The following is a 26,481-nucleotide window of genomic DNA, read 5'->3' on the forward strand; positions in this document are numbered from 1 at the left end:
AATTTCATAATTCATGGAATTAAATCACCCTTACTTAATTCAATAATAGTATTAATAAATGCCTTTAATTCAGGACATTGATTAATAGAAACCATCAAATCTTGATCTTTCAAAATTCTCGCACCATCACGAATTTTATTATAACTAAGTTGACATTTACCTGTTTCAAATACTTCTTTAATTCTATAAGATGGTGGATTTCCATGATTTACCTTTTCTGGTAAACCTCCTGGTGCTGACTTGTTAGATTTTGCTAATTTCTGAATTGTTGACCAATAAGGTAATAACCAAGCTTCAAAATCATGCTGTGCTACATGGGGATAGAAATTAGGATTATTCCCTACCCATTCTCGCATTTTTGCTTTAGCATCTGCCCCATCTTAAAAATCATTAGTTCCTGTATAAACATCAGTTAAAGCAATAACAGCATCATAATCATCTTGATTTAGTAAATTTTCAACGACTCTTTTAAGTTTTTCTCCTTTAGGAATACGACCTTTCTGAGGAATAAACCTAAGTTTGGGCATTTGTGGTAAACGCAATTTGAGAAAATCCGATAGAATTTGCTTAAAAGCTTTCTCTGTTTCACCTTCAACTAAAATAGCTATCTTCATGGACGACCACCCATTAAATTCATTGCCCAAACTTGATCTAAACTATAATCTTCTAACCAATGTTTTAAATTAAAACTATCACCCCAATTCATAGTAGTTAAACCATCTTCTACATCACAAACTAGAACTTCTTTAGGCTCTAAAAATCTTATTAATCTATCTGAATGAGTGGCGACAATTAACTGAGTTCTTTGGGCTGCTTCTCGCATTAAATGAGCCAGTAGTTCCAATAATTCTGGGTGTAAACTAACTTCTGGTTCATCAATAAGAGTGACAGCAGTTAAATCTGGACTTTGTAACAATGTTACTAACCAAATAAACCGCAAAGTTCCTTCAGAAAGTTGGTGCATATAAAGAGGCTTAGAAAAATTTTTATCTTTCCAAGTCATTGTAATAGTTCCTGCTGCTACTGGAGGAAAACTCAATCTTTCAAAATCTGGAAATGCGACAGCAAGGGTATCTTCAATAATTTCAAATCGCTCTGGGTCAGTTTCTCGTAAATAGTACAGACAGGAAACTAAATCTTCACCATTAGCACCCGGCAAAGTTGCAGGACGCATTGACTGTGGTAAACGCACAGGACTTTTAGGAGCAACATTCAATGCACCATAAAATGTGCATGATGCTAATTCTTTACGCAGCGTTTCCGGTGCTTTATACATTTTGGGAACTTGAGCCAGAGAAGTTTCCAAAGGATTATGATCCCAATTTGGACGTAATAATTTTTCATCCTCAAAATTGAAATACTTCACATCCAATCCAAATGAATCAATGTGCTTGAATGGTTCTAAAACCAAGGGATTATTTTCAGTTAGTGTTTCCCGCACAATTTCATAAGTGAAACCTTTTAGAGCAACTTCCAGTTGGTAATTAAGTGGTGCATACCCTGGTACACTCATGGACAAAGAAATTGCTATACTATTGGCTCTATCGCGGGTAATAATATCAGGCAGTCCACCTAATTCAGAAATTTTATTTGCTAATTGAGCATTTGCTGATGCTGCTAAAAGTGAAAAAATTTCTAACAAAGAAGTTTTACCTGCACCATTAGCACCAATCATGACTGTCAGAGGACGATCTCGCATATCTATTTGTACATTAAATAAGCGACGGTATCCTTCAATAGTTATACGTTCAAATGAGTTCATAATCTAACTCTTGCCAATAGCCATAAATCAATACTATTTTAGCATTTGACTGATTTTTGTAGTTTTTCAATGTAATAATTACATCATATTTAAAATATCTCTGTTCAAAATCATGCTAAATTTTTAATAAATCTTTGCAAATTTATTTTTTTGTAACTACTTAACCCATCATAAAAATGCCCACCATCACCAAAACCAAAAAACCTCTATGCAAGCATTTTCTCTATTGTATCCATCATCAAAAAGAGCCTGTGATAATAATCAGGAAAGTGAGAAAATTGATAATGCTCATAAAAAGAACGTGCTTGATCATCTTTAGCTTCAACCACAACAGCAAGTGTGGCAATTTCACTTTGCAGACTACGATATAGAGCATCAATTAACAACATTTCGCCCAACCCTTTTTGGCGATGGTTTTGATCTACAGCTAATCTACCTAACAAAGTAGCAGGAAGTAGAGGATATTTTGGCAGTTTTTTAGTTATCTCTATAGGCAATTCTTCTAATTTAATACTTGTTGATGATAGTGTATAAAAACCTGCTATATTTCCAGAACTTTTTTCTACTAAAACAAATGGGGCAGCCATTCGTTTACGTGCATCTTGCCCAGCGTGTTTTTGAAAATAATTATCTAGTTTATCAACACCACAACAGAAGGCCGCCCGGTTATGTTTTTTTCCTAGCGGCTCTATTAAATAATGCTTGAAAGCATCAGAACTATCTATTAAATTTTCCACTTATACACCCATATTCTTTTTATAACGTTGAGCAGCAGCCCGTAACTTTTCGCTGGGTTCAGGTGGATTAAGCAGTGCTTCTACAAAAACCTCTTGGTCTTTTCTGCTTAATATCATGATTTCATTTTCTTGAATAACTTGGTTTGCCGCACTGACAAGACTGCTAACTACAAAATCTGTGAGTGTCCTCCCCTGAATATCCGCCGCACGTTGGAACAATTCCTTATTTTCTGGACTGATACGGGCTTCTAATCTTTCTGATTTAGATCGCAAGGATTTTTCTCGGCTGCTTTTAGCTGATGTATGAGTCATGATAGCTTCTACACAAATAACATAGTGTGATAAATTATATGTACGGCAAATGTCCTAACACTATACTAATAGTTTAACCATTTAGCTCGAAAAATGTCAAATATTTTATCGCTCTACTAAAATTAATGATTTTAACCTGTGGTCTAATTAATATCCCCAACCATAAAAATGCCCACCATCACCAAAACCCAAAACCTCATCATCTCCTTCACTGCTATCCTCACCACCCAAGCAGTATCAGCCACCATCAGCGTACCTTTAAAAAGCAAAAACGGAATGGTGACATCCGCCAACCCCTTAGCCAGTGAAGCGGGAATTTCCATATTAAAACAAGGCGGAAATGCCGTAGATGCAGCAGTAGCAACCACATTTGCAATTTCCGTAGTTGAACCTTTTTCCGCAGGTATTGGTGGGGGTGGTTTCTTATTATTTCATTCTCAAAAAACAGGGGAAATTAAAGCTTTAGATTTTCGGGAACGCGCTCCTATTAAAGCAACAAAAAATATGTATTTAGATGCTAATGGGAAAGTTATTCCCGGTGCAAGTACCAACGGTTATTTAGCAGTAGCAACACCGGGAACTGTAGCGGGTATGTATGAAGTACATCGTCGTTATGGAAAGTTACCTTGGCAAGAAGTTGTTAAACCATCAATTGCACTGGCTAAAAATGGTTTTATTATCAGTAATAGAGTTTCTTGGCTTTCTTTGTCTCGTTTTCAAGACCGTAAACCGAGAATTATCGACAACCCCGCAGCTAGTAAAATCTTTACTCGCAATGGTGAATATTATCAACCAGGAGAAAGATTAATTCAAACTGATTTAGCTAAAACTTTAACAGCTATTTCTGAAAATCCTCAAAGTTTTTACACCGGAAAAATTGCCAAACTTCTAGCTGATGATATGGCTAAAAATGCCGGTTTAATTACTCTGGAAGATTTAAAATCATATAAACCAATTTGGCGAACTCCTGTTTGTGGTAACTTCCGAAAAGTTAAAGTTTGTTCTATGCCACCTCCATCATCAGGAGGTGTTCATTTAATCCAAATGTTAAATATTATTGGTGACACAGACTTAAAATCATTAGGATGGAATCACCCAGACGCGATCCATTTAATGGTAGAAAGTATGAAAATTGCCTATAGCGATCGCGCCAAATATTTAGGTGATCCTGATTTTGTGAAAGTCCCTGTTTCTGAACTTATTAGCAAAAATTACGCCCAAAAACGTCGCCAACAAATTAACATGAATAAAACGACACCATCAACAGAAATAAAACCAGGACTGAAAACAACAAAAATTCCTGAAAAAACAGAAACCAGCCATTTAAACGTAGTTGACGCAGATAGAAACGCCGTCAGTTTAACCTTCACCATTAACTTAGGTTTTGGTGCAGGAATAGTCACACCAGGAACAGGAATAGTGTTAAATAATGAAATGGATGATTTTGCAGCAGCACCAGGAGTACCTAACGCCTTTGGTTTAGTTGGTAACGAAGCTAACAGCATCGCCCCCCGGAAAACACCCCTTTCCAGTATGACACCCACCATCGTCACCGAAAACAACCGCTTCAAAATGGCTGTAGGTGCGCCCGGAGGCAGTACAATCATTACTCAAGTATTGCAAATAATACTGAACGTTTTGGAATACAAAATGGATGTGGGTGCAGCCGTTTCCGTCCCACGCATACATCACCAGTGGCTACCCGATGTGTTACTTGTCCAGTCTTGGGGTTTAGATGCGTTAACCTTGCAAGACTTACGTCGTCGGGGACACAAAATCAAAGAAACTGCACCTTGGGGTAATGCAAATGCGATCGCAGTTACAGAAAATGATACCTTAGAAGCAGCCGCAGATCCCCGTGGAGAAGGTGCAGCTAAAGGTTATTAACAATTCATAATTCATAATTGATAATTCATAATTGCGTTTTTATATTTTAGTTTTTGGCATAACTAAATTTGGCTATAAAAACGCCGCATTTTTGATGGAATTTCCACTCATCTTTTAATTATTAATTATGAATTAGTAATTACTAATTATGTTAATTATTTACTATTGACTTTGCCAAATCATTACTAAACTCATTTGCCCGTGCGCTAGGAACTAAACTCCAGCCAGCTTTCAGCAGTTTTTGATAAGTTGCCCAACCCTTAGAACCACCGGGTATTTGATAATCAGGAACAGAAAATTGAGGAAACGCCGTATAAGGCCGCCAAGGTTGACCAGGAGAAGTCTGCAAATGTAAGATTTTTTCACCATCATCACTAGACTTAGATAACCAGCACATTTGTCGTTGCATGGTAAACTCCTTTGCGTTTAGCTTATGTTGGATTAAGACAGGATTATGTTAATACCTGCCTCATTTTTGTGAGAGAAATTATGAGTCTAAAAGATTAGACTAGAGGAATTTGATATTATTAAACTCAGGTAAATTTCTGAATAAAATTGACTCCTATGTGCGGTTTTCCGCGAGAGTAGAAGAAAAACACAGAACAAAAAAGGTTGTTCTCCAAATGTTTTCTTCTAGTACAATATTTTTTTAATGTTAACTATCGTTTTTGTGACTGTATGTAACAAACACTACGATTTTTCCAAAAATCTCCAAAAATCACCCATAAGTTTTTCTGTTCACATATATAAGGATATAGCTAGGGAATAGAGAATAAGATCCCCGACTTCTTTTTAAAAATTGTCAATATACTATAAATTCATGTCAGAAGTCGGGGATCTGGGTGTTGTAATTTACCAAAAAACTAACTTTCCCTAAAAGCTAACAATTGTTCATCATTTATTCTGCCTACTTCGTGTAGAGTAGTCACAATTTCCGAAATAGTTAAAACCGAATGACCACAATAACCATTTGCTTTTAATCTATCTTTGACACCCTTTTCATGGTCAATAAAAACCACAATATCATTAACCTTTAATCCCACAGATTTGATTTTTTCTGCTCCTTCCATCACACTTTTACCACTAATTAAAATATCATCAACCACCGCAATTGTTTCACCAGGATGAAAATTACCTTCAATTACTCGCCGTGTACCATGTGCTTTAACTTCTTTACGAGGAAAAATCATTGGACAATGTAAACGTAAAGATAAACCAGTTGCAGTAGGTAAAGAACCATAGGGAATACCAGCCAACCTATCAAAAGTCAGACCTGTTAAAATTTTCTCATAAGCACTAAGAACCTGATTAAAAACTTGAGGATTAGAAATGATTTTCCGTAAATCAATATAATAAGGAAAAGTCGCCCCTGAAGCTTGAACAAATTCCCCAAACATAATACAACCAATATCAAAAAGTTGTAAAATCAAATCTTGATGAGGATGTTTATCTTGCACATCAACATCAGAAAACCAAACTTCACAACTAGAAGCATCATGGACAAATTCACCTCTAAATTCATTAATTTCTCTGCGTAAAGATTGAATTTCCTCAGATAGATTTCCACTTCCTAATATATCTTGAGGAACAGGAATTAATAAACCATCACCACTGCAATTTAAACCTGCTGCCAAAATTTGTTTAATATTACCTTCCCCAGCCCAAATACTCCGTGCCATAATAATTCTTTCCGGAGCAAGAGAACGAATAGATTTTAAAACTTCTGCATTTGTAGTTCCCACTTCTAAACATAATTGTTCAGGAGTTCCCCAAGTTTTTGATTCTTGAACAACCTGTAAATAAAGCGGTGAATTATGAGGATATTGTTGTACAGTAGCAGCACCAGGATTAGAAGTACAACACAAAATAAACACAGCTTTATCAGGATAAACTACAAAAGGTGCAACATGATCCTGACCAGTATAGGGACTAAGAGTAACCGCGTCTACCTGCCATTCTGTAAATATTGAATGGGCGAAAATACTGCTAGTATTTAAATCACTGTGTTTAGCATCTAAAATAATTGGAATATGGGCAGGGATAGAGTTTAACGTTCTGATTAATAACTCTAAACCTGGTACGCCCAAAGCTTGATAAAATCCCAAAGTAGGTTTATAAGCACAAACAAAATCAGCCGTTTCTGCAATCATAAATTGCAACCAACTTTCCAAACCAGTCATCAAATCAGATGATTGATAACGGGCTGGAATCATCTCAGGATTTGGATCAAGTCCCACAAATAGTAAACTTTGATTTTGGGAGATTGCTGTATTTAACTTGTCGAAAAAGTTCATGTTAAGGTTTTTAGGGATTTATTTCTTTATTTTATCTGATTATTCATCAAGTTTGACACACCTACATAAGCGGAAAATAATCAATGTTGGGTTTCGTTCCCTCAACTCAACCTACTTACTAAAGAACTTCAACATCTCTAACAACGTCTAACAACATTTGTAAAAAATCATCAAACTCTGAAAGTTTACCTGTAAATTGAACATCTGATCGACTTTCTATTTCTACCAGTCCTTTGTCTGTTTTAATACTGATAAGACCTATGGAAAATTTAATAGACATATTTTTGCTGTCTGTATTCAGGGATTATACTACTTATTATAAGTATACACAAAAATAGTTAAATATAACTGATAATTCCTAAAAAATTGAGTAGGTTATATTGACACAAAGAAACCCAACATTACCTATTCAAAATGACATAGAATGAGGTTGGGAAAGTAAATAGGAAAAATATCGCTAATCAAATTGGTTTTAAATTCTCATGTATGACAACATCTGCAAATTCTTAGCCGAAAACTTCAAAGACGACTTAGCAACATGGTTGCTAGGTTCACCAATTAAATTAACAGAACTTAGCCCTACAGAATTATCAAACGAACCAATTCGCGCTGATTCATTAATCTTATTACAATCAGATGAATTAGTTCTACATATCGAATTTCAAACCGACACAGATAAAGATATGCCTTTTCGGACATTAGATTATCGAGTTAGGGGATATCGTCGGTTTCCTCATAAAAAAATGCGTCAAATAGTCATCTATTTGCGAAAAACAGGGTCAGAATTAGTCTATGAAAACAACTTCAAATTAGAAAACACTTACCATCAATTTGAGGTTATCCGCTTATGGGAACAACCAACAGAGCAATTTTTGACAGTTCCCGGTTTATTACCCTTCGCGGTGCTGAGTCAGACAAATGATCCTACAATAGTATTAACCAAAGTAGCACAAGCAGTAGAAAGAATCACAGAACAAAGGTTACAAAGAAATATAGCTGCTGCTAGTAGCGTTTTAGCCGGTCTAGTGTTAAACAAAGATGTAATTAAGAAAATATTCAGGAGTGAGATTATGCGCGAATCAGTCATTTATCAAGAAATCCTAGAAGAAGGTGAAGCTAAAGGTAGAGCCGAAGGTAAAGCCGAAGGTAAAGCCGAAGGTAAAGCCGAAGGTAAAGCGGAAACAACCAGAAAGTTAGCTTTAAACTTGTTAAGAATGGGAATAATGAGTTTAGAACAAATTGCTGAAGTCACAGAATTATCTGTTGAGGAAGTGCAAACTTTACAACAAGAAATTCAAAAATCTTAAATTTTTACAGGGTGTAAAGGATTATCTTTTACACCTAAATCATCTAACCATTACCGGGAGCATCCCAATTTTGAAAAAATAATTTTCTCTATGCTACATATTGTACAGCACTTTTGTTTACAACCCTGCAAACCATTCATAACCTTGATCTTCCCAATAACCTTTAAAAACTGATAACTGGCTAGTTAAAGTAACTCTTGTTACCCATTTACTTTGTTTATAACCCAACTTAATAGGAGAAGCTAAACGTAAAGGTGCGCCATTTTCAATGGGCAATTCTTCACCATTTTTTTGATAAGCTAACAAAGTTTGGGGATGGGTAGCAGAAGCTAAATCCCAACTTTCGTAATAACCATCTGCTGATTTAAAATAAGCATACTTAACATTTTCCTGGGGTTGAGCTAAAGCGATTAAATCACGTAAACGAATACCTCCCCATTGTACAATTGCTGCCCAACCTTCAACGCAAACATGACGAATAATCATAGAAGTTAAAGGTAAATTTTGAATTTCTGCCATACTTAAACTCACAGGATTATTGACTTCACCATCAATAATTAACCGAAAATTATCAACATCAATAAGTGGTGTACCACGAAAACTATTAATGATTAAAGCTGCTGGTTGAATTTCACTAGCAGCAAATTCTGGTACAAGTTTTTGAGGTTGAAATATCAATTCTTCAACCTTTTGATTTAAAGGTTCTGAAAGCTTACCTACCAAATCTTCTAATGCTGGTGTACCACAACCACTAAGTAAGCCACCTATACTAGAAATTCCTGATATTTGTAAAAACTTACGGCGGTTAAATCGAGGTTTCACTATATGAATGAGGTCTTTTTTATTAGCATTATTCATGATTTAATAACTTCCCCTAATTAAAAAAAATCTGCGTTTATCTGCGTTCATCTGCGTTAAATCATTAATTCAAAAAACTACCAAAACATAGACTCAATTAATTTATCACCTCCGGCTTTTTGTCCTAAACGCCAATGAATAATTACAAATATTATCACCAATGGCACAGAAGCAAAATGCACAATTCTTAATGCTTGCCAATCGCCCAACATATCCACTATCCAGGGAAATTGAGCAGGTTTGTACATTCCGATTCCTGTTAATATTGCCAACAACAATACAGGAATAATAGATGTGTAAATAATCCGATGCCAAGCATAGGTTAAACGCTTAGGATTTTGCGTTTTTTGTAATGCCTGAATGTCATTACTACCGACAAATCTATGTCGCCAACGTCGGGTAATGAAAATGTAAATTCCATAAAATAAAAGATTGAGAGAAAATAGCCACATAGATGCAAAATGCCAGTGTCTACCTCCTGCTAACCAAGCGCCTAATGTGAAAATAGGGGGAATATGTAAACCTGCACGGCCACCAAAGACGGGATTAGCGTTATAAATTTGCAATCCACTGGTAATCATTAAAAACAGGCTCATGATATTAATAGAGTGGAAGATTTTAGCGGCTAGTGCTTGGGTGGGTAATTTTGGGGGTTTTGTGGGAGAATTCATAACAGTAATATTTGGTTTTGAGAAAAATTATTTGTAACTAAAATTACAATTGAAACGCAGCAGTCAAAGCCACCGCTAAAGCATCTGCCGCATCATCAGGCTTAGGCATTTCCTCTAAATCTAACTCCCTCATTACCGCTTCTTGCACTTCTTCCTTATCTGCCTTACCATAATTTGTTAAAGCTTGCTTAATTTGAGGGGGTGCAAACTCTACATAAGGAAGTTTACGTTGCCCCAAAACCAACATTAATACACCCCTAGCCTGTGCAACTAAAATAGTGTTGGCCATACGATAGAAGAATAATTTTTCAATGGCCACTAAATCCGGTTGCAAATCGTCCATTAGGGTGTTTAAATCATCAAATAAAGTAGCTAGTCGCTGACTCATTTCCATATCTGACGACGTGCGAATTACGCCAAAATCAAGCATCTTCACGGAAAAATCTGCTATTTTACCTTGACTTTGCTGTAACGTAATTGCCCCAAATCCCACAATAGCTAAACCCGGATCTAATCCTAAAATTCTTTTTTCCATAAGTTTTGTCTGATTTTCCCTAAATTTCCATAAAATTAACTTTGATTCTCAACTTCTAACACCCGACTCCTACTATACTTAATCTGCACTTTCCGGTTAGCGATCGCCAATCATGAAGAAATAAACACTTTTTGGATTTTGGATTTTGGATTTTGGATTTTGGATTGTTTTTGTGATCTCCAATCTAAAATCTAAAATCTAAAATCTAAAATTTTCCTCCCCAGTCACCAATCACCAATCACCAGTCCCTGTTAGTGTACATTTTCTGCTAAACATTGTTTGTACCACAGTTCCCTATTAAGTATGTCAATCGGTTTTCTTCGACAAGCCCTCAACGCCATACAACTTCAGTCACACAGTCGCACTTCCCACCGGGTTAACCAGTGGTTTAAATGGTTATCTCCTGGAATATCGGTAAAACGCTGGTTTCTAGTCAGTGTAGGGGGTTTCTTATTGGCAAGTTTGGGGTTAGCTATTTGGATTAAGCTAACCCCAATTTTTTGGACATTGGAATTTCTTAAAGGTTTGTTGGGTTTCCTTACCAACATCTTACCTAACTATGTCAGCGGACCTTTGGTGTTGCTGCTGGGTGTGCTGTTGCTATTGTGGGGACAATCTCGCACTGTTGGTTCAATTACAGAGGTTTTAAGACCTCAAGGGGATGAAGAAGAACTGATAGATGTTCTCTTGGCACATCGTCGTTTATACCGGGGTCCAAAAATTGTAGTTATTGGTGGCGGTACTGGACTTTCTACTTTACTCCGGGGCTTAAAAACCTATAGTGCTAATATGACTGCTATTGTCACAGTAGCTGATGATGGAGGTTCTTCTGGTAGGTTGCGGCAGGAATTTGGCGTTTTACCTCCTGGAGATATTCGCAACTGTTTAGCTGCATTAGCAGATGAAGAAAAGTTATTAACTGAATTATTCCAATATCGTTTTCGCGCTGGGGATGGCTTAACAGGCCACAGTTTTGGTAACTTGTTTTTAACTGCCATGACTGATATTACTGGCGACTTAGAAAGGGCAGTTGCGGCCAGTTCCAAAGTCCTGGCTGTGAGGGGACAGGTTTTACCAGCAACCTTGAGTGATGTGCGTCTATGGGCAGAAATGGCAGATGGCCGACGCATTGAAGGTGAATCTAGCATTCCCAAAGCCGGGGGCAAAATTGTCAAAATTGGCTGTATTCCCGAAAATCCCCCCGCCTTACCCGCTGCAATTAAAGCAATTAAAGAAGCTGATTACATTATTATTGGTCCTGGAAGTTTGTATACTAGCTTAATTCCCAATTTATTAGTTCCAGAAATAGCCGATGCGATCGCTGCTACAAAAATTCCCCGCATTTATATTTGCAATATTATGACCCAACCGGGAGAAACAGAGGGCTATACCGTTGCTGAACATATCCAAGCCATTGATCAAGCTGCTGGTGACAGAACACTTTTTGATGCTGTACTCGTACATCGCAAAACCCCATCAGCCCAAGCATTGATCCGCTACGCCCAACAAAATTCCCATCCCGTTTTCCTAGACAGAGAAGCAGTTACTCAGTTAGGACGGCGCATAGTTCCTGCTAACGTTTTACACGAAGATGAAACTGGTTTTGTCCGTCACGATCCCCAAAAACTAGCTAAGGTGTTATTAAAATGGTACAGTGGAGCGCAACATGGGAAGTAATGGGGACTGGTGACTTGGGACTGGTGACTGGGTAATCAATTTTATTTTTCCCAATCACCAATTACCAATCACCAATTACCAATTACCAATCACCAATCACCAATTACCAATTACCAATTACCAATTACCAATTACCAATGACTACAATCTTTCTTCCAGATATAAAAGCAACACAGCAGTTAGGTATTATTCTAGGGGAAAACCTGAATGCTGGTAATGTAATTTTATTAGAAGGTGACTTGGGTGCGGGTAAAACTACCTTAGTTCAAGGTATTGGTCAGGGTTTAGGTATCACTGAATCTATTGTGAGTCCTACTTTTACCCTGATTAATGAATACACAGAAGGACGCATCCCTCTTTATCACTTAGATTTGTATCGTTTAGAACCTCAAGAGGTGACAGGCTTAAATTTAGAAAGCTATTGGGAAGGTATAGAAGTAACACCTGGTATTGTTGCTATTGAATGGGCGGAACGAATGCCATATCTACCAGATAGTTATTTAAAGGTATGTTTAACTCATGCTGAAAATGGTACTCGTCAGGCGGATATTACTGATGTTAATTGTGAATTAAGTATTTTAAGTATTTATATATAAAAAATATCACTTTAAAAGTGTTGAGTTAGATATAAATATCCTTTAGATTATACACCCCTATAATACCACAAAAAGTCAAGATGTCAAGAACCTTGAAAAATCGTTCACTTATTGACAGCATTCTCAATATTATTGCGAATAACCCCCCTCCATTCTCAATAAATAAGCAGGAAAACTTTTTTGGACTGCCTTATAAACAGACTTAAATACTCCTTAGCTCTCTGCGTCTCTGCGCCTCTGCGTGAGAATAAATAAAAATTCCAAAAATTCCTCCCCCTCTACCCTCCCCTCAAATAGAGAAAACTTTGTATCCTGAAATTAATAAACTTTATATTTCTTATTAAAGCTGGTGCAAGAGGACTTTCGCTTAATTGTTGATTTGGTTTCGGTGTTCGCTGTCGCTGCTTGTGGTGGACTACTGGCCGCATTGTTGAAACAACCCGTTTTGCTGGGATATCTCATCGGGGGGATGATAGTTGGACCAGCAGGACTGGGATTAATTAAAGAAGTTGTCCAAGTGGAAACCTTGGCGCAGTTTGGTGTAGCTTTTTTACTCTTTGCTTTGGGTGTTGAATTTTCCCTAGCAGAACTGAAAAAGGTAAGGGCTATAGCTTTGGGTGGTGGAGGATTACAAATTATCCTCACTATTATTATCACAGTCCTAGTTTGTGGTGTTACAGGTGCTTGGGGTGCTTTACCGGCTAAAGGGGTATTTTTAGGTTGTATTTTGTCTTTGTCTTCCACTGCGGTTGTTCTCAAATGTTTGATGGAACGCAACGAGACAGAAACACCCCACGGCCAGGTCATGCTGGGTATTCTCGTTGTTCAGGACTTAGCACTGGGTTTAATGCTGGCCGTGTTACCCGCACTGCATGAACCAGGAGAAGCGATTGGTTTAGCAGTCTTCACCGCTTTGGTACGCATTGGTTTATTTGCTGCGGGTGCGGTAGTTGCGGGTATTTGGTTAATTCCGCCGTTGTTGCGATTATTAGCCCGCACAGAAAGCAGAGAGTTGTTTTTGTTGGGTGTTGTCACTTTATGTTTATGTATTGCCCTGCTAACTGAATATTTGGGTCTTTCTATTGAGATGGGGGCGTTTGTTGCAGGGTTGATGATTTCTGAGGTGGAATATGCTGATGAAACTTTAACCATTGTTGAACCGTTGCGGGATATTTTTGCGAGTTTGTTTTTTGCTGCGATCGGAATGTTGATTGATCCGGTGTTTTTGTGGCAAAACCTAGATGTGATCTTGGGTTTGGTGGTTTTGGTGTTCTTGGGTAAGTTCCTGATCATCACACCTTTGGTTAAATTATTCCGCTATCCGTTGAAAACTGCTTTGATTGCGGGTTTGGGTTTAGCGCAAATCGGAGAATTTTCCTTTGTTTTAGCTAGTGAAGGTCAAGCTTTGGGGTTGGTTTCCCGGAGAATATATTTATTAACTTTGGGAACGACTGCGGTTACTTTAATGTTGACTCCCTTTGTGTTGCGTTTAGTACCATTGTTATTTAATTTTGCGGAGTCCATGCCTTGGTTAAAACCTTATTTGGTGGAAGAACAAGCGCGAGATTTTGCGGAAGACTTACCCCGGAAAGATCATTTTGTAGTTTGTGGTTATGGTCGCATAGGTAAAAATTTGGTACGGTTATTGCAGTTACATGATTTGCCTGTAGTCGTTATTGATCAGTCTGAAAGTAGGATTCAACAGTTACGGGAAGCGGGTATACCGTATGTTTATGGTAATGCGGTGAGTTTTCATGTGTTGGAAACTGCTGGGGTGAATCATGCTAAAGGGATGGCGATCGCCCTTCCTGATCCTGCTAGTATTCGTTTGTGTTTAAAACGCGCTTTGGAAATATCCCCAGAATTAGATTTAGTGGTCCGTGCTACTCAAGATAAAAATATTGAGGTGCTTTATCAACTGGGTGCTAAGGAAGTTGTACAACCAGAATTTGAAGCGAGTCTGGAAATGGCCACCTATTTACTTACCGATGCGGGATTATTGCCAGAGGTGGTACAACGGAAAATGCAGGATATTCGTAAGGATCATTATTTAGATTTGCGTCCTGAACGTTCTGCTGCGGAAGTTTCCCAACATTTACAACAAGTTACCCGTGATTTAAACCGTCGGTGGTATGATTTACCTGATGACTCGCCTTTGATTGGGATGACGTTGGAGGAAGCGGATATGCGCTATCTGATCGGGGTGAGTTTAATGGCCATTCGTCGTGCTGATGGCACAGAAATTGATTATCCTAATAGTCAGGTGAGGTTAGAAACTGGCGATCGCCTCTTAGTTGTGGGTGCAAGTAAAGAATTAGCAGCTTTGGCAGAATTTGCTAAGGGTAATGCAGCTGTTCCTGGAGAAACTAACGCTTGTCAGTGGGTGACAGTTCCAGCAAACTGTCCCATTTTGGGTAAAACTCTCACGGATATCACCAATGATCAATATTATGGTGTGAAAGTCCAAGCGATTCGGCGAGATGGCAAGTTTAGCCGTCTTCCTCATGGCAATATGGAGTTAAAAACAGGTGATCAGGTGTTGTTGTGCGGTAATTTTGCTCAACTCTACCAACTACAACAATTATTTACTGCTTCCTGTGGTGTACCTCTAGCAATTCACCAGAACCAACACAAAACACCAGATTTGATCAATTGATAATTGACAATTGATAATTGTTTCATCCAAGGTTTCCAACCTCCCCTTTCCAGGGAAAAAAGCCAAAAATTCCGCTTTTTCAAGCTTCTGACTTGAAGGTAGAGGTAATTTTCAATTAGCTATGAATCTATATTTGCTACAGCGACTTGAGCATCTCCGGGAACTAAACCTCTCTCTACAACTGCATCACTGCGAACTTTCATATAAGCGATCGCCATTTTCCAAACGCTTATTTGTTCGTTGTTAGCATCTACAATAGATACACAATTGATATCTTGCCAAAAAACCTTACCGACGATGACATCACCAGTCATCAGTTTAAATTCAACGGTGGCTTTTTGCTTGATCCAATTTTGTAATTGTCTAATGCTAGGTAGGGTAGTGTCAAATTCTGTTGCTGGCATTTTTGTTAGGGAATAGGGAATAGGGAATAGGGAATAGGCTACAGGTGATAGGTTACAGGTGACAGGTGACAGTAATCAATTTACCAATTACCCATTACCAATCTTATTGGACAATGTTTAAATCAGTAGTAACTTATCTTTGATAATTCATCTAGGGAAAAATGGCAATAGAATTTACTAAGTATCACGGTGTGGGTAATGATTTTATTCTCATTGATAACCGTTCCTCTCTTACTCCCATAATCACACCGGAAAAAGCTATCAAATTGTGCGATCGCCATTTTGGTATTGGTGCTGATGGTGTTATTTTCGCACTTCCTGGGCAAAATGGTACTGATTATACCATGAGAATTTTTAACTCTGATGGTTCTGAACCGGAAATGTGTGGTAACGGTATTCGCTGTTTAGCTGTTTTCCTCACTGAGTTGGAAGGTATATCCCGCACTAAAGATTTTTACACCATTCATACTTTAGCAGGTGTGATTACTCCTCAACTCACTGATGATGGTCAAGTAAAAGTAGATATGGGTTCACCCCGCTTATTAGCGCAGGAAATTCCTACCACCCTTGCACCTGCTGACAGTAAGGTAATTAATGTACCTTTGGAAGTTGCGGATCATACTTGGAATGTTACCTGTGTGAGTATGGGAAATCCCCACTGTATAACATTCGTGGACGATGTAGCAGCTATTCCTCTGGAAACCATCGGACCGAAATTTGAACATCATCCCGTTTTCCCGCAAAGAACTAATACAGAATTTATCCAAATTGTCAACCGTAATTATTTAAAAATGCGGGTATGGGAAAGAGGCGCGGGTATTACCTTAGCTTGCGGTACTGGTGCTTGTGCGTCTTTAGTTGCTGGGGTATTGAATGATAAATGCGATCGCGCTGCAACGATAGAATTACCAGGAGGAGAGTTAGAAATTGAATGGTCAGAAATTGACAATAAAATCTATATGACAGGACCAGCAGAAAGAGTATTTGCAGGTAAATTTTAAATAGTAGGTTGGGTTGACGCAAGGAAACCCAACATTTTATTCAGATCCCCGACTTCTATTTTCATCGTTTCCAGAAATCATCAATTAATGTCAGAAGTTGGGGATCTTACCATTCAAATATTCAAATATTTATCTACTCAGGAGACTGAGAAAATGAGTAATTTACAAACTCAAATACCTACAGATACATGGATTTATACTTCTTGGAATGAGTATGAACAAATAACCACCAACTTACTTAATAAACCGGGAAAAAGTTACTATTATAAAGGATACATGAGGCTAGAAATGCCACCAGTTAGTTTTGATCATGGAAAAGATCATGTAATAATTATTTTTGCTGTCACTTTATTTGCCACTATTAAAGGAATTTTAGCTACAGGTTTAGATACCACAACTTTTCGTAAACAAGGTATTCAAGACTGTCAACCTGATGTAGCTTATTATCTCCAAGAACGCGCCCAAACTATCCCCACAGGTACAGGAATTGTTAATTTAGATCACTACCCAGCACCAGATTTAGTCATTGAAATTGCTAAAACATCTTTATTAGATGACTTAGGAACAAAGCGTAGTCTTTACGAAGAATTAGGTGTTGCTGAATACTGGGTGATAGATGTACAAAACACCCAAATTATCGCCTATAGTATGATCAACCAAGGTAGTAAACGCATTCAAGAATCACGGGTTTTACCTGGGTTAGAAATTGCAGTTTTAGAAACTGCTTTACGTCGTAGTCGTGAAAGCAGTCAATCTGAAGTTTGTGCTTGGTTACTTAGCCAATTTCAACTATAAGAATTGTAATTGAATCGGAATTAATAAAACTCAGATACTCGACTTATTAAACTAATTCATCGTTTATAACCAAAATGAAAAAAGAATTAGGGGATCTTGTATTGAAATATTTTGATGGGAATGAATGATTAAAGACTGTCCCTTTTGTAGTAAAATTTAGATTCGGAGACTCTATAATTGCATTCCCAGTCAGAGACTGGGAACGAGAAAAACTGTTCCCTGTTCCTTGTTCCCTGTCTCCACGAAAAGACTTTTTCAGCAAACCCTACTTATTACTTCTGACTAAAAACACGATAGTACAACCATGTAGTAAATTCTTTGATGGGGAATAGTAAATAAGTTAGTGGGTTGACTGTGACAATAATATTTCTAAAATCCCGTTTTGCTAAAAACAAAATTCCCCGTGCAACTTGATTTGCTGACATCACACCGAAGGGATTAAGTTGACTTTTGAATGGTCCTAAAATTAATTTTCTAATTACACAAATTCCATCCAAACGTTTGAGGGTAATGATATCACCTAACGCCCTTTTGCTGATTTCATATAATGGACTTAAAGCTGGTGAAACTTCTGCTTCTGATGTGTTTACCCAAATTTCTTTAGTCGCTTTAGCATCTGGTCCAGTGACAGTTGCAGAAAATATATCTATTAACCGCAAAGCGGAAAAAGTGTTAACTTGATAGGAATTGTGAATTGCTGTGGATGTGCGATCGCCATAAACATTCACTCCATGATTGATAATTAAAATATCAACTTTTTGCAAGTTGGCTTTTAATTCTTCTTCATTTCCCAATTCCCAAAACATCACTTTTAAACCAGTTTGTTCCTCTATTTTATCTGGGTTAGTTGTTAAAGCAATAACTTTGGCTTTATGCTTGATTAATTCTGCGGTTAATGCTTTTCCTAAAGCACCAGAAGCACCAGTTACAGCAACGGTTTTACCTTTTAAAGAAAGTCCTGTTCCTAATATTTTATCCACAAGAGAAAATACACCACTATAATAAGCATTTACATCATCAAAATGATGTCGCCAATGATATGTTCTATTCACAAACCACACAGAAGGAGTTGCTGCTAATGGTCCTGGTAAATGATTGTAATCTGTGTCTATTGTACCTTGGAAATATCGCAAAGATGCACCATATAAAAAAGTTCCACCATAAGCAACACCCAACCATAAACCCCATTGTCTGAAAACTAAAGCAACTGTGATTAATAAAACTAGCAGTATAGTTGACTCAACTATGTCGTGATACAACTGGGAATCTAAGTAAGCTTGTTGAGAAACTAATGTTAAATCTCGACGGTAAGCGGCATGATGTTTATTATGCCATTTTGCCAACCAGGTGACTTGATGACACAAAGCATGATAACTATCTCTAATTATTTCCGCAAGTAAGATGGAGAAAACACCCCAAAGAAGGAACTTGACGCAGTTATTTACTAAAATCCAATCAATTGTTAAACTTTGAGCCAAAATCATCATATTTTTGCTAACACTATTTTCTCTTAATTATTCTTCATATTCCATAATTAGTGTAGTAGCAATCGGTAACATTTGTCCTGAAGCTGAAATTTTGGCATTTTTAAGTATATTAGGTGACAGGTAACAGGTGACAGTGCTAAAAGCTTTTCAGGTTTACACTCTGTGCATTTGTGATCATTGTGTGTATTTTAGTCTTGAAAGCTGATAGCTGACGGCTAAATGCTTACATCAAAGTTAGTAACTTTGCCAAGCTTTCCAAAATATATAAATAGATAAAATAGCCAACAAACTTCTAAAAGCTAAACTCACTACTTTATCGGGTAATTTTGGTAAAAACCGGGTACTAAATTGTACTCCTAATAAACCACCAAATCCTAAAATTGCGCCAGTTAACCACAAAACATTACCTGAATAAGCATGGCCAGCAGTTGCAGAAATAGCGGTAATGACTATGACTCCTAAACTCGTTTGAATAGCTTTTTTAATATTTTCATTTAATAAGACAATTTGCAAAGGGACCATAATTATCCCCCCACCAACTCCAAATAAACCTGCTAATAAACCACCTGCACCTCCTGTTAAGATTCTATGCCATAAATCTTGAATTTTATAAACATTAGTTTCGTTAGTTTCGTTATTTTCTTCTACAAATTCCTGATTTTGATTCGCTTCCTCTTCTTGATTTTTTATAGCAACTATTTTTTTTCTAAGCTCAACTAAATAAATGTTGGAAATTAAGAGTAATCCAAAGGTAAATAATAACAAATATTCAGGAAATAAATTAGCGAAGAAAACACCGATTTGAGCAGTTATTAAGGCTGGTAAAGCCATACTTAAAACATTGTTGATATCCAGATAACCCATGCGCCAATTCTGAATACTTCCAGCAGATGCGGTAATGACAATTGATAAACTACTGGTAGCTACTGCTTGGATAGATTCGTTTCCTAAGCTAATTAATAAAGGTACTAAAACTGTACCTCCACCAATTCCTAAAAAACCTGCCAAAATCCCAGCTATAATTCCTGCAAATGCTAAAATTAATAATTCAATCGGTGTCATTTTAGATATTAGATATTAGATATTAGATATTAGTTAGGAGCATCCCAAATGTGTAAGTTTATTTTTTGTTGGAGTTCAAGACGTGAAATGAACGAACCACGTTCACCGAAGGTGTTCCCGAAGGGTAGGAGCGAAGGACACGAAGGTAAGAAGGAAGAAGAGAGTTTTTGGTGTTGCTGCGGTTATTTTTGCAAAATTGGAATGCTACCCATTAGTTAGTAGTTATTAGTTATTTTTACCCAATCACTAATCACTAATCACCATTTTTAAACATTATACAGCTAAACCCGGATTTCTCACAAGAGGAAAAAATAATGTGTAATTTGACAAAACGGGAGCATCCTTATTACAGCAGTTTTCATGTATTTGTACCACATCTTTCTTGTTATCTTCCTTTCTTCCTTTGCGCCTTTGCGTCTTTGCGTGAGATTAAAAAATGTGGTTCATTTACCTTAAAATCGCTGTAATTCAGTCTTTGTCTAGAAAATAGCTGATTACTGATTACTGAATACTTACGTGGAATTTAATAGCTTTCCATCAATACCCTGGGATAGATTTTGTTTAAAAAATTCTGAATATCATCAATAAAAGGTTTGAAAACCTAATGATCCAAGAAATATTTTTGATGAAATTGCCGATCCTATGAAGAAATATTGTCGTGATCAAGCTAGAGATGAACTTTGGTTAATGATGGGAGCAGGTGCAACAGCAGGACTCACTGGAGGAATTTCTCCTCTTGGTGCGATCGCCTTTCAAACCAGTTTAGCTGGTGTACAGTATGCTGTAGTTACTAGAATTGCTCAAATTTATGATGTGAATTTGATACCTGCTAGTGGTGCTGGAGCAATGGCCGCAGCAATTATAGGCGTGGGTGGGGGACAATTTTTGTTTAATATGGGCAGTATTATAGCAGGGTTGATTCCTGGTATTGGCTCAGTGATTCAACCCGCAATAGGAGCGGCCGCAGTTAAAGCATTGGGTGAAGTTGCTATTACCTATTTTGAAAATAAGTATCCTCACAAAATCTACAACCCAAAAACAAAAACATTGTAATATCATGTCCTGTTGAATACTTATCATATCTGTTGGGGCTGGTAATTGGTAATGGGTAATTGGTAATTGGGAAAAGGCAATTATTAACCAAAAACCAACAACTTATTCATCAGTGATTACCCGGACTTGATATAACTTGTCTCACCCTAAACTTTCACCCATTTCAAAACATTGGGGTCTTTATTATAGCTGTAGGTAGAACCATCTTGAGTTGTAATAGTTTGACCTTTACTGGCTTTAGTTCTCACAGTCCCCAGTGAATAATCTGTTAATTTCTGCATTTCTTGATGAGAAAGTCCGGTAATAACAATTACTTGGTTTGCTAGGTTGGCTATTTTTGGTGTTGCTATTTCTGACTGATTAGGAGATTGATTATAGGCAAAATTATCTATTGTAATTTCAGCTTTTTCAGCCACATTGATAACAGCAGATTGTAATTTCTGACGTTGATAATCCTGCACAGTTAAAAGTTGCCAACTAGAATCTTGAGAAAGTTCTAAAACCCATTGATGATAATCAAATAAGCTTTCTCGATGTCCGACACTGATAAATGTTGTTTTTGCTTGTCGTAATTGTTGATATAAATTACCTTCATTCTTTAAATCTAAAGCACTGGTAGCTTCATCTAAGATAGTGAAACCCGGTTGAGTAACTAACAATCTGGCAAATGCTAAACGTTGTTGTTCTCCTAAAGATAATATATTTTCCCAAGGAACTTCAGTGTCAAAACCATCTACTCGACTCAATAAACTATCCAGATTAACTTGTTTTAAAACTTCTTTGAGTGCGCGATCGCTGACTATTCGTTCTGTGTGTGGATAAAGTAACTGTTCCCGCAAAGTTCCTAAAATAATGTAAGGACGTTGAGGTAAAAACAACACTTCTTCTAAAGAAGGACGGACTAAACGACCTGTTCCTGAGTTCCACAAACCTGCGATCGCCCTCAACAAAGAACTTTTACCCCTACCACTCGGACCAACAATTAATAAACCTTCTCCTGGTTGTACAGAAAGTGATAAATCTTCCACAATTACCCTTTCATAATTGGGAGTTTGTAAAGTCACACTCTCAAAAGTGATATGATTATCTTCTACTGTTTTGATGGTACTGGCATTTTCTGGTTGTTTAGCGACTTTTTCCAAAGCAGAGGAAAACTCAGACAACCGTTCCACATAACTAGAAAACTGTCCTGAAATGCCAAACTCATTGATTAATTCTGATAGAGAAAGAGAAAACAGATAAGCTGTTAAAGAAGCTTGGCTAATTTCTCCAAACCCTAGTTCACCTCTTAGATATAAAGGTCCAAGAATTAAAAAGGGAAAAACTTCAATTACAGCCTGATATCCTCTATTAAAAATATCTATGTTTCTTTCCCAATTAATTTTCCGTTGAAAAATTTGGATAAAATTATTAAATCTTTTCCCAATAATATTTGATTCTTGTTTCTCTCCTCTAAAAAAAGCTATTGATTCAGAATGATTACGAACATGAGTTAGAGCATAACTATAATCACCCTTTGATTGTATTTCTTCCTGATTAATTTTATTTAACTCTCCTGTCAAGTACGTGCTGATTACATTCCCGACAATTGTGTAAACAAACAAAATAATCGCCACTTTCTGAGAGATAGTCCACAGGATGATTAAAAAAGCTATAAGCTCCAGTATTTTTTCCAGAAAAGTAGCTGAAAAAGTTAAAGCATTCCTGGTAATTGGTTCAATTTCTTGAGCTATGCGCTGATCTGGATTATCAAGATCAGCTTTGAAATTAAGTTTATAATAAGCTTGATTGCTAAAATATTTTGATAATGTATGATTATTTAGCCATTGATACCAATCAAGAGCAATTTGTTTTCTGACTAATTTAGAAAAACCTACCAAAAATGTTACGAATACAAGAGCTACACTATAAACAAATATAGCTTTAAAAAAACTATCAACATTCCTTTCAACAATGATAACATCTACTAAGTAGCGATTGAGGAAGTTAGTAAATACATTGAGACTCACCAGCGCAATTATTAATAATAATAAGAGAATGAGCATTCCCCAGGAACGCATCACATCTGAAAATGCTCTTCCCCCTGACTTACTTGGATACCAGTAAGGTTCAGTGATCGCTTTGACATTTTCCCAAAATTGACTCAAAGCTGAAAAAGGATTTGTCGAAGGTTGAGATTGAATAACTTGAGTTGGCATATTTGAGCAATAAATTAAGTTTCTGAGAATTAAATTTACAGCAGTTTTCATGTTTTTAGACCACAGTAAGGGCGAAGCATTCGGATGATAGTCTGGCGTAAAACCGATAATTAATTGTCCGAATGCTTCGCCCCTACATAAATCAAAATGTGGTTTATTTACCTGAAAATAGCTGTAATACTTATCAAAATAACACTGAGCGAACTGCTTGTTTAACTCATATTACTTAATTTTTGAGTGCGGGTTAAAGCAGTCAGCACTGCATTAGAAACAACAGTTCGTAAACCCCCTTTCTCTAACTCGTAAAGGCCAGCAGCAGTTATTCCTCCAGGACTGGTAACTTTGTTACGTAATACTGCTGGATGTTCATGGGTTTGCAACATCATTTCCACACTGCCAGCAATTGTATACAATACCAGTTCTTGGGCTTGTGTGCGAGTTAAACCTATTTGCACACCAGCATCAATCATTGCTTCGATGTACAGAAACACAAATCCAGTGCCGGCACTACTTAACGCCGTTGCCATATCCAGGTAATTTTCACTTTGAGTAGCAAATTCCTGACCTAGTGCTTGTAAAATAACTTGAGTAAGCGATCGCTGTATTTCTGTTACATTCTCTGATGCGCTCCATACGGTAGTTCCATGACCAATCTCTACTGGAAGATTAGGCATTGTACGCACAATAGCAGCATGATTTAACCCTTGGCACAAAGATGGAATGCTTGCTCCAGCTACTATACTAATGACTAAAGCTTCTGGTGCAATTTTATCCTTGAGCGTAGTCATCACAGAAGCTAAAACTTGGGGTTTCACCGCTAATATGACAATGGCTGCGCCTTGTACTGCTTCTAAATTGGAGCTTGTAGTACGTATTCCATATTTCTTTTCTAAATCCAGGCATCGTGCAGCAACTGGTTCACCAACTATAATTAGCTCTGGTTTGTCAACAGTTTTTGTTGCTAATAATCTACTAATGATAATTTCGCCCATCGTGCCACCGCCGATAAAGGCAATTTGTAAATCTGTAAGCATATATTTTCTTTATTATCTTAGAGGATATCTGAAAAGTAAGAAAGCCCCTACCCTGAGCCTTCCTTTTCCTTAACCGAAGAGTATTGCATCTCTTTTGGTGAGATGATTAGACAAGGGTATGTTTTTTGAATTTCACTACCGATGGTAGGATTAAGATTGACTAGAAAAATATCAAATATATTCACTAGCATTGCTATTCTTTAGCATTCCATTCTGTGGTGTTACTATCATCTAAATTCAATAGAAGATCGCTATTCTGAATCATTTTTAATTGGGTAATTTCTTAATAACTTTAGCCGGATTACCCGCAACTATGGTGAAGGCTTCCACATCTTTAGTGACAACAGAACTAGCACCAATAATAGCTCCTTTTCCGATAGTTACTCCCTTGAGAATAGCTGCATTAAATCCAATCCAAACATGATCTTCTATGATCACTGGTGCTGATTTTACGTCTAGCTCTTTAGCATCTTTAATCAGATTATTTATAATGACAACTTCAACAAATTCTTTGTGTCTTAAAATATGGTTTAATGAATGGGCATCTGTATCATAAATGGTAACATTATCTGAGATTGCCACTTGATTACCAATTTTGATAGAGTTAGCTGATCTAATTCGCGTTCCCTCACCAATATAGCAATCTTCACCTATTTCTATTTTGCCACCATAAGAAAATACAGCCAATTCACCCAAAATTAGTCCATTTTTACCTATCGTAATTAAGCTTTTATCATTCATCCAATTATCACAAGTTCCTAGAAATTTCACAGAACTATCAAAAGTTGCACTATTGGATAATTGTTTGAATTTTTCTAGTTGTTGATGCTTCTCCAAAAAATTTGAAATTAGTAAATATAATTGGTGGGTTAGATTTAACATTCAGACCTCCCAGTTAGCTGAACAATTAACATTGATGTTTCCATTCAATTAATATCCCCCATCTCAGTGATTTTACCTGACCTTCGCAATAACTACACAATAATCGAACTCGGCCTTTCAATTACCGTCTCATCAAGAATTAGGCTGAATCACAGCTTTTAATACAGAACCATGTTCTACATCCGCCAGTGCTTGATTAATTTCTTCTAGTGTATAGGAACGACTAATTAGATTTTCCCAAGCAATATTTTCTCTAGAATTACTGTGCCGTTTTAGTAATTCAATCATGCGGTAAAAATGGCTAAAATCAATTCCCCAAGTCCCGCGAATATCAATATGTTTTAAATTAATTTCTAGGTGTGGATTGATGAGAATTTCGCCTGTATTGGTGTAATGTCCAACAATCACATAACGACCTCCATTTCTCGTCATCGCCAAACCCTCTTTAACAGCAATCGGCACACCTGTAGCTTCAATAGTCACATCAGCACCGTGTCCGTTGGTTAATTCCAAAACCTGCTCAATATGTTGTCGGGGATTATCAGTTTCAATTGTTAGGCTTGCATCTACCCCAAAGGATTGAGCAACTTTTAAGCGACTCTCAAATTTATCAATGACAATCACTTTACCAGCACCGGATAACATAGCGAGAATTGCTGCACTCAACCCCACAGGACCAGAACCTTGAACTACGACATTATCACCAATTTGAATTTGCGCTCTGTCTATAGCGTGTATTGCAGTGGGTAAAGCACACCCTCCAGCAATGAATTGTTTTGGTGAAACTTCTGCGGGTAAAGTGATTACCTTAACTCCTGGTTTGAGGTAAATCAATTGTGACCAACCACCTAGTAACCCATCTTTAGCTGAGTAGGTGACACCATAAACCTTGCGTTGTGGACAGCGAGTGGAAGATTTAGCGACTAAACAATACCAGCAGTTGTAACAGGTTTCATGGACATCAAGAAAAGTGGCGATCGCTCCAGGACGAATTAATTTACCATTAACATCACGAACCTGTCCCCCTGTTTCCACCACACGACCTACAGAAAAGTGTCCAGGAATAATGGGATAAGGTACTCCTTCTAACCGCCCATGCAGTAAATGTACATCAGTACCACAGACTTCAGAATATAGGGTTTCAATAATGATTCCACCTGTTTCCAAAATCGGGTCTGGTAGTTGTTGCACCTCTACTGGTTGCTTAGGTGCGCTCATCACAGCTGCTAAAGGCATGAATTATTTCCTCACTGTAAGTAGTCGTGCAAAATAA

Annotated in this window: 25 protein-coding genes and 1 pseudogene; 8 read left to right on the forward strand and 18 right to left on the reverse strand. The window is 37.2% G+C overall.

Annotated features, from left to right (window positions below):
* Positions 1-11: 11 nt before the first annotated feature.
* From K2F26_RS00080 to K2F26_RS00095, 4 genes and pseudogenes are all read right to left on the reverse strand, one after another.
* A pseudogene (locus K2F26_RS00080) lies at positions 12-614 on the reverse strand (DUF4276 family protein).
* The gene (locus K2F26_RS00085; RefSeq protein ID WP_220609875.1) at positions 611-1,762 is read right to left on the reverse strand and encodes an AAA family ATPase; all 1,152 of its coding nucleotides are present in this window, start codon (positions 1,760-1,762) and stop codon (positions 611-613) included. Before K2F26_RS00085 ends, K2F26_RS00080 begins: the two are co-directional and overlap by 4 nt.
* A 206-nt stretch (positions 1,763-1,968) precedes the next feature.
* Positions 1,969-2,499, reverse strand: coding sequence for a GNAT family N-acetyltransferase (locus K2F26_RS00090; protein WP_220609876.1), 531 nt, complete (start codon positions 2,497-2,499; stop codon positions 1,969-1,971).
* Positions 2,500-2,811 carry a type II toxin-antitoxin system TacA family antitoxin gene (locus tag K2F26_RS00095; protein WP_194058088.1) on the reverse strand — a complete coding sequence of 104 codons (312 nt, stop codon included), beginning with the start codon at positions 2,809-2,811 and terminating at the stop codon, positions 2,500-2,502.
* Positions 2,812-2,979: 168 nt separating this feature from the next.
* Here K2F26_RS00095 and ggt point away from each other — a divergent pair, with 168 nt between their 5' ends.
* Complete coding sequence (gene ggt / locus K2F26_RS00100) at positions 2,980-4,698, forward strand: gamma-glutamyltransferase (protein ID WP_220609877.1); 1,719 nt, start codon at positions 2,980-2,982, stop codon at positions 4,696-4,698.
* Positions 4,699-4,849: 151 nt separating this feature from the next.
* Here ggt and K2F26_RS00105 read toward each other — a convergent pair whose 3' ends face one another.
* The 3 genes from K2F26_RS00105 to K2F26_RS00115 form a co-directional block, all read right to left on the reverse strand.
* Positions 4,850-5,107: a hypothetical protein gene (locus K2F26_RS00105; RefSeq protein WP_220609878.1), complete on the reverse strand. Its 258-nt coding sequence runs from the start codon at positions 5,105-5,107 to the stop codon at positions 4,850-4,852.
* A gap of 454 nt (positions 5,108-5,561) precedes the next feature.
* Positions 5,562-6,992 (reverse strand): bifunctional orotidine-5'-phosphate decarboxylase/orotate phosphoribosyltransferase, encoded by a 1,431-nt coding sequence (locus tag K2F26_RS00110; RefSeq protein ID WP_220609879.1) that lies wholly within the window; start codon positions 6,990-6,992, stop codon positions 5,562-5,564.
* A 118-nt stretch (positions 6,993-7,110) separates the two neighbouring features.
* Positions 7,111-7,272, reverse strand: coding sequence for a hypothetical protein (locus K2F26_RS00115; RefSeq protein ID WP_194058138.1), 162 nt, complete (start codon positions 7,270-7,272; stop codon positions 7,111-7,113).
* Between the two features lie 202 nt (positions 7,273-7,474).
* Here K2F26_RS00115 and K2F26_RS00120 point away from each other — a divergent pair, with 202 nt between their 5' ends.
* Entirely contained in the window at positions 7,475-8,299 is an 825-nt protein-coding gene (locus K2F26_RS00120; protein ID WP_220609880.1) for an Rpn family recombination-promoting nuclease/putative transposase, read from the forward strand.
* 117 nt (positions 8,300-8,416) lie between these two features.
* On the opposite strand, the gene K2F26_RS00125 is transcribed toward K2F26_RS00120, so the two are convergent.
* The 3 genes from K2F26_RS00125 to ruvC all read right to left on the reverse strand — a co-directional run bounded on the left by K2F26_RS00125 (position 8,417) and on the right by ruvC (position 10,363).
* The gene (locus tag K2F26_RS00125; protein WP_220609881.1) at positions 8,417-9,157 is read right to left on the reverse strand and encodes a molybdopterin-dependent oxidoreductase; all 741 of its coding nucleotides are present in this window, start codon (positions 9,155-9,157) and stop codon (positions 8,417-8,419) included.
* 77 nt (positions 9,158-9,234) lie between these two features.
* Positions 9,235-9,828, reverse strand: a complete 594-nt coding sequence (locus tag K2F26_RS00130; protein WP_220609882.1) for a cytochrome b/b6 domain-containing protein — start codon at positions 9,826-9,828, stop codon at positions 9,235-9,237.
* A gap of 43 nt (positions 9,829-9,871) precedes the next feature.
* The gene (gene ruvC / locus K2F26_RS00135) at positions 9,872-10,363 is read right to left on the reverse strand and encodes a crossover junction endodeoxyribonuclease RuvC (protein ID WP_220609883.1); all 492 of its coding nucleotides are present in this window, start codon (positions 10,361-10,363) and stop codon (positions 9,872-9,874) included.
* Between the two features lie 303 nt (positions 10,364-10,666).
* On the opposite strand from ruvC, the gene K2F26_RS00140 reads away from it, so the two are divergent.
* From K2F26_RS00140 to K2F26_RS00150, 3 genes are all read left to right on the forward strand, one after another.
* Positions 10,667-12,040 (forward strand): gluconeogenesis factor YvcK family protein, encoded by a 1,374-nt coding sequence (locus tag K2F26_RS00140; protein WP_220609884.1) that lies wholly within the window; start codon positions 10,667-10,669, stop codon positions 12,038-12,040.
* Between the two features lie 137 nt (positions 12,041-12,177).
* Entirely contained in the window at positions 12,178-12,636 is a 459-nt protein-coding gene (gene tsaE, locus K2F26_RS00145; RefSeq protein WP_220611712.1) for a tRNA (adenosine(37)-N6)-threonylcarbamoyltransferase complex ATPase subunit type 1 TsaE, read from the forward strand.
* 349 nt (positions 12,637-12,985) lie between these two features.
* Positions 12,986-15,292: a cation:proton antiporter domain-containing protein gene (locus K2F26_RS00150; RefSeq protein ID WP_220609885.1), complete on the forward strand. Its 2,307-nt coding sequence runs from the start codon at positions 12,986-12,988 to the stop codon at positions 15,290-15,292.
* 119 nt (positions 15,293-15,411) lie between these two features.
* Here the strand turns inward: K2F26_RS00150 and K2F26_RS00155 are convergent, their stop codons facing one another.
* Positions 15,412-15,696 (reverse strand): Hfq-related RNA-binding protein, encoded by a 285-nt coding sequence (locus K2F26_RS00155; protein WP_220609886.1) that lies wholly within the window; start codon positions 15,694-15,696, stop codon positions 15,412-15,414.
* A gap of 161 nt (positions 15,697-15,857) precedes the next feature.
* On the opposite strand from K2F26_RS00155, the gene dapF reads away from it, so the two are divergent.
* On the forward strand, positions 15,858-16,697 hold the full coding sequence (dapF, locus tag K2F26_RS00160) for a diaminopimelate epimerase (RefSeq protein WP_220609887.1): 840 nt from the start codon (positions 15,858-15,860) through the stop codon (positions 16,695-16,697).
* A gap of 153 nt (positions 16,698-16,850) precedes the next feature.
* Positions 16,851-17,492, forward strand: coding sequence for a Uma2 family endonuclease (locus K2F26_RS00165; RefSeq protein WP_220609888.1), 642 nt, complete (start codon positions 16,851-16,853; stop codon positions 17,490-17,492).
* A gap of 272 nt (positions 17,493-17,764) precedes the next feature.
* Here the strand turns inward: K2F26_RS00165 and K2F26_RS00170 are convergent, their stop codons facing one another.
* Together K2F26_RS00170 and K2F26_RS00175 are read right to left on the reverse strand one after the other, a co-directional pair.
* A complete protein-coding gene (locus K2F26_RS00170; RefSeq protein WP_220611713.1) occupies positions 17,765-18,976 on the reverse strand; it encodes a bifunctional sterol desaturase/short chain dehydrogenase in 1,212 nt (403 codons plus the stop codon).
* Positions 18,977-19,213: 237 nt separating this feature from the next.
* Entirely contained in the window at positions 19,214-20,041 is an 828-nt protein-coding gene (locus K2F26_RS00175; protein ID WP_220609889.1) for a sulfite exporter TauE/SafE family protein, read from the reverse strand.
* A 642-nt stretch (positions 20,042-20,683) separates the two neighbouring features.
* Here K2F26_RS00175 and K2F26_RS00180 point away from each other — a divergent pair.
* Positions 20,684-21,094, forward strand: a complete 411-nt coding sequence (locus tag K2F26_RS00180; protein WP_194058051.1) for a hypothetical protein — start codon at positions 20,684-20,686, stop codon at positions 21,092-21,094.
* 146 nt (positions 21,095-21,240) lie between these two features.
* Here K2F26_RS00180 and K2F26_RS00185 read toward each other — a convergent pair whose 3' ends face one another.
* From K2F26_RS00185 to K2F26_RS00205, 5 genes are all read right to left on the reverse strand, one after another.
* Positions 21,241-23,292 (reverse strand): ABC transporter ATP-binding protein/permease, encoded by a 2,052-nt coding sequence (locus tag K2F26_RS00185; protein ID WP_220611714.1) that lies wholly within the window; start codon positions 23,290-23,292, stop codon positions 21,241-21,243.
* 212 nt (positions 23,293-23,504) lie between these two features.
* A complete protein-coding gene (gene proC, locus K2F26_RS00190) occupies positions 23,505-24,326 on the reverse strand; it encodes a pyrroline-5-carboxylate reductase (RefSeq protein ID WP_220609890.1) in 822 nt (273 codons plus the stop codon).
* A gap of 47 nt (positions 24,327-24,373) precedes the next feature.
* On the reverse strand, positions 24,374-24,517 hold the full coding sequence (locus tag K2F26_RS25090; RefSeq protein WP_302850035.1) for a type II toxin-antitoxin system PemK/MazF family toxin: 144 nt from the start codon (positions 24,515-24,517) through the stop codon (positions 24,374-24,376).
* Positions 24,518-24,593: 76 nt separating this feature from the next.
* Positions 24,594-25,208, reverse strand: coding sequence for an acyltransferase (locus K2F26_RS00200; RefSeq protein ID WP_246605480.1), 615 nt, complete (start codon positions 25,206-25,208; stop codon positions 24,594-24,596).
* A 132-nt stretch (positions 25,209-25,340) separates the two neighbouring features.
* Positions 25,341-26,444, reverse strand: coding sequence for a zinc-binding dehydrogenase (locus K2F26_RS00205; RefSeq protein WP_220609891.1), 1,104 nt, complete (start codon positions 26,442-26,444; stop codon positions 25,341-25,343).
* Between the last annotated feature and the right edge of the window lie 37 nt (positions 26,445-26,481).

Origin of the sequence: Sphaerospermopsis torques-reginae ITEP-024, from assembly GCF_019598945.1 — a bacterium.
Lineage (GTDB): Bacteria > Cyanobacteriota > Cyanobacteriia > Cyanobacteriales > Nostocaceae > Sphaerospermopsis.

Coding starts and splice junctions, on each gene's coding strand:
- K2F26_RS00085 (WP_220609875.1), bottom strand. CDS start 1,762: ATGAACTCATTTGAACGTATAACTATTGAAGGATACCGTCGCTTATTT.
- K2F26_RS00095 (WP_194058088.1), bottom strand. CDS start 2,811: ATGACTCATACATCAGCTAAAAGCAGCCGAGAAAAATCCTTGCGATCT.
- ggt (WP_220609877.1), top strand. CDS start 2,980: ATGCCCACCATCACCAAAACCCAAAACCTCATCATCTCCTTCACTGCT.
- K2F26_RS00105 (WP_220609878.1), bottom strand. CDS start 5,107: ATGCAACGACAAATGTGCTGGTTATCTAAGTCTAGTGATGATGGTGAA.
- K2F26_RS00110 (WP_220609879.1), bottom strand. CDS start 6,992: ATGAACTTTTTCGACAAGTTAAATACAGCAATCTCCCAAAATCAAAGT.
- K2F26_RS00115 (WP_194058138.1), bottom strand. CDS start 7,272: ATGTCTATTAAATTTTCCATAGGTCTTATCAGTATTAAAACAGACAAA.
- K2F26_RS00120 (WP_220609880.1), top strand. CDS start 7,475: ATGTATGACAACATCTGCAAATTCTTAGCCGAAAACTTCAAAGACGAC.
- K2F26_RS00125 (WP_220609881.1), bottom strand. CDS start 9,157: ATGAATAATGCTAATAAAAAAGACCTCATTCATATAGTGAAACCTCGA.
- K2F26_RS00130 (WP_220609882.1), bottom strand. CDS start 9,828: ATGAATTCTCCCACAAAACCCCCAAAATTACCCACCCAAGCACTAGCC.
- ruvC (WP_220609883.1), bottom strand. CDS start 10,363: ATGGAAAAAAGAATTTTAGGATTAGATCCGGGTTTAGCTATTGTGGGA.
- K2F26_RS00140 (WP_220609884.1), top strand. CDS start 10,667: ATGTCAATCGGTTTTCTTCGACAAGCCCTCAACGCCATACAACTTCAG.
- tsaE (WP_220611712.1), top strand. CDS start 12,178: ATGACTACAATCTTTCTTCCAGATATAAAAGCAACACAGCAGTTAGGT.
- K2F26_RS00155 (WP_220609886.1), bottom strand. CDS start 15,696: ATGCCAGCAACAGAATTTGACACTACCCTACCTAGCATTAGACAATTA.
- dapF (WP_220609887.1), top strand. CDS start 15,858: ATGGCAATAGAATTTACTAAGTATCACGGTGTGGGTAATGATTTTATT.
- K2F26_RS00165 (WP_220609888.1), top strand. CDS start 16,851: ATGAGTAATTTACAAACTCAAATACCTACAGATACATGGATTTATACT.
- K2F26_RS00170 (WP_220611713.1), bottom strand. CDS start 18,976: ATGATTTTGGCTCAAAGTTTAACAATTGATTGGATTTTAGTAAATAAC.
- K2F26_RS00175 (WP_220609889.1), bottom strand. CDS start 20,041: ATGACACCGATTGAATTATTAATTTTAGCATTTGCAGGAATTATAGCT.
- K2F26_RS00180 (WP_194058051.1), top strand. CDS start 20,684: ATGAAGAAATATTGTCGTGATCAAGCTAGAGATGAACTTTGGTTAATG.
- K2F26_RS00185 (WP_220611714.1), bottom strand. CDS start 23,292: ATGCCAACTCAAGTTATTCAATCTCAACCTTCGACAAATCCTTTTTCA.
- proC (WP_220609890.1), bottom strand. CDS start 24,326: ATGCTTACAGATTTACAAATTGCCTTTATCGGCGGTGGCACGATGGGC.
- K2F26_RS25090 (WP_302850035.1), bottom strand. CDS start 24,517: ATGCTAGTGAATATATTTGATATTTTTCTAGTCAATCTTAATCCTACC.
- K2F26_RS00200 (WP_246605480.1), bottom strand. CDS start 25,208: ATGTTAAATCTAACCCACCAATTATATTTACTAATTTCAAATTTTTTG.
- K2F26_RS00205 (WP_220609891.1), bottom strand. CDS start 26,444: ATGCCTTTAGCAGCTGTGATGAGCGCACCTAAGCAACCAGTAGAGGTG.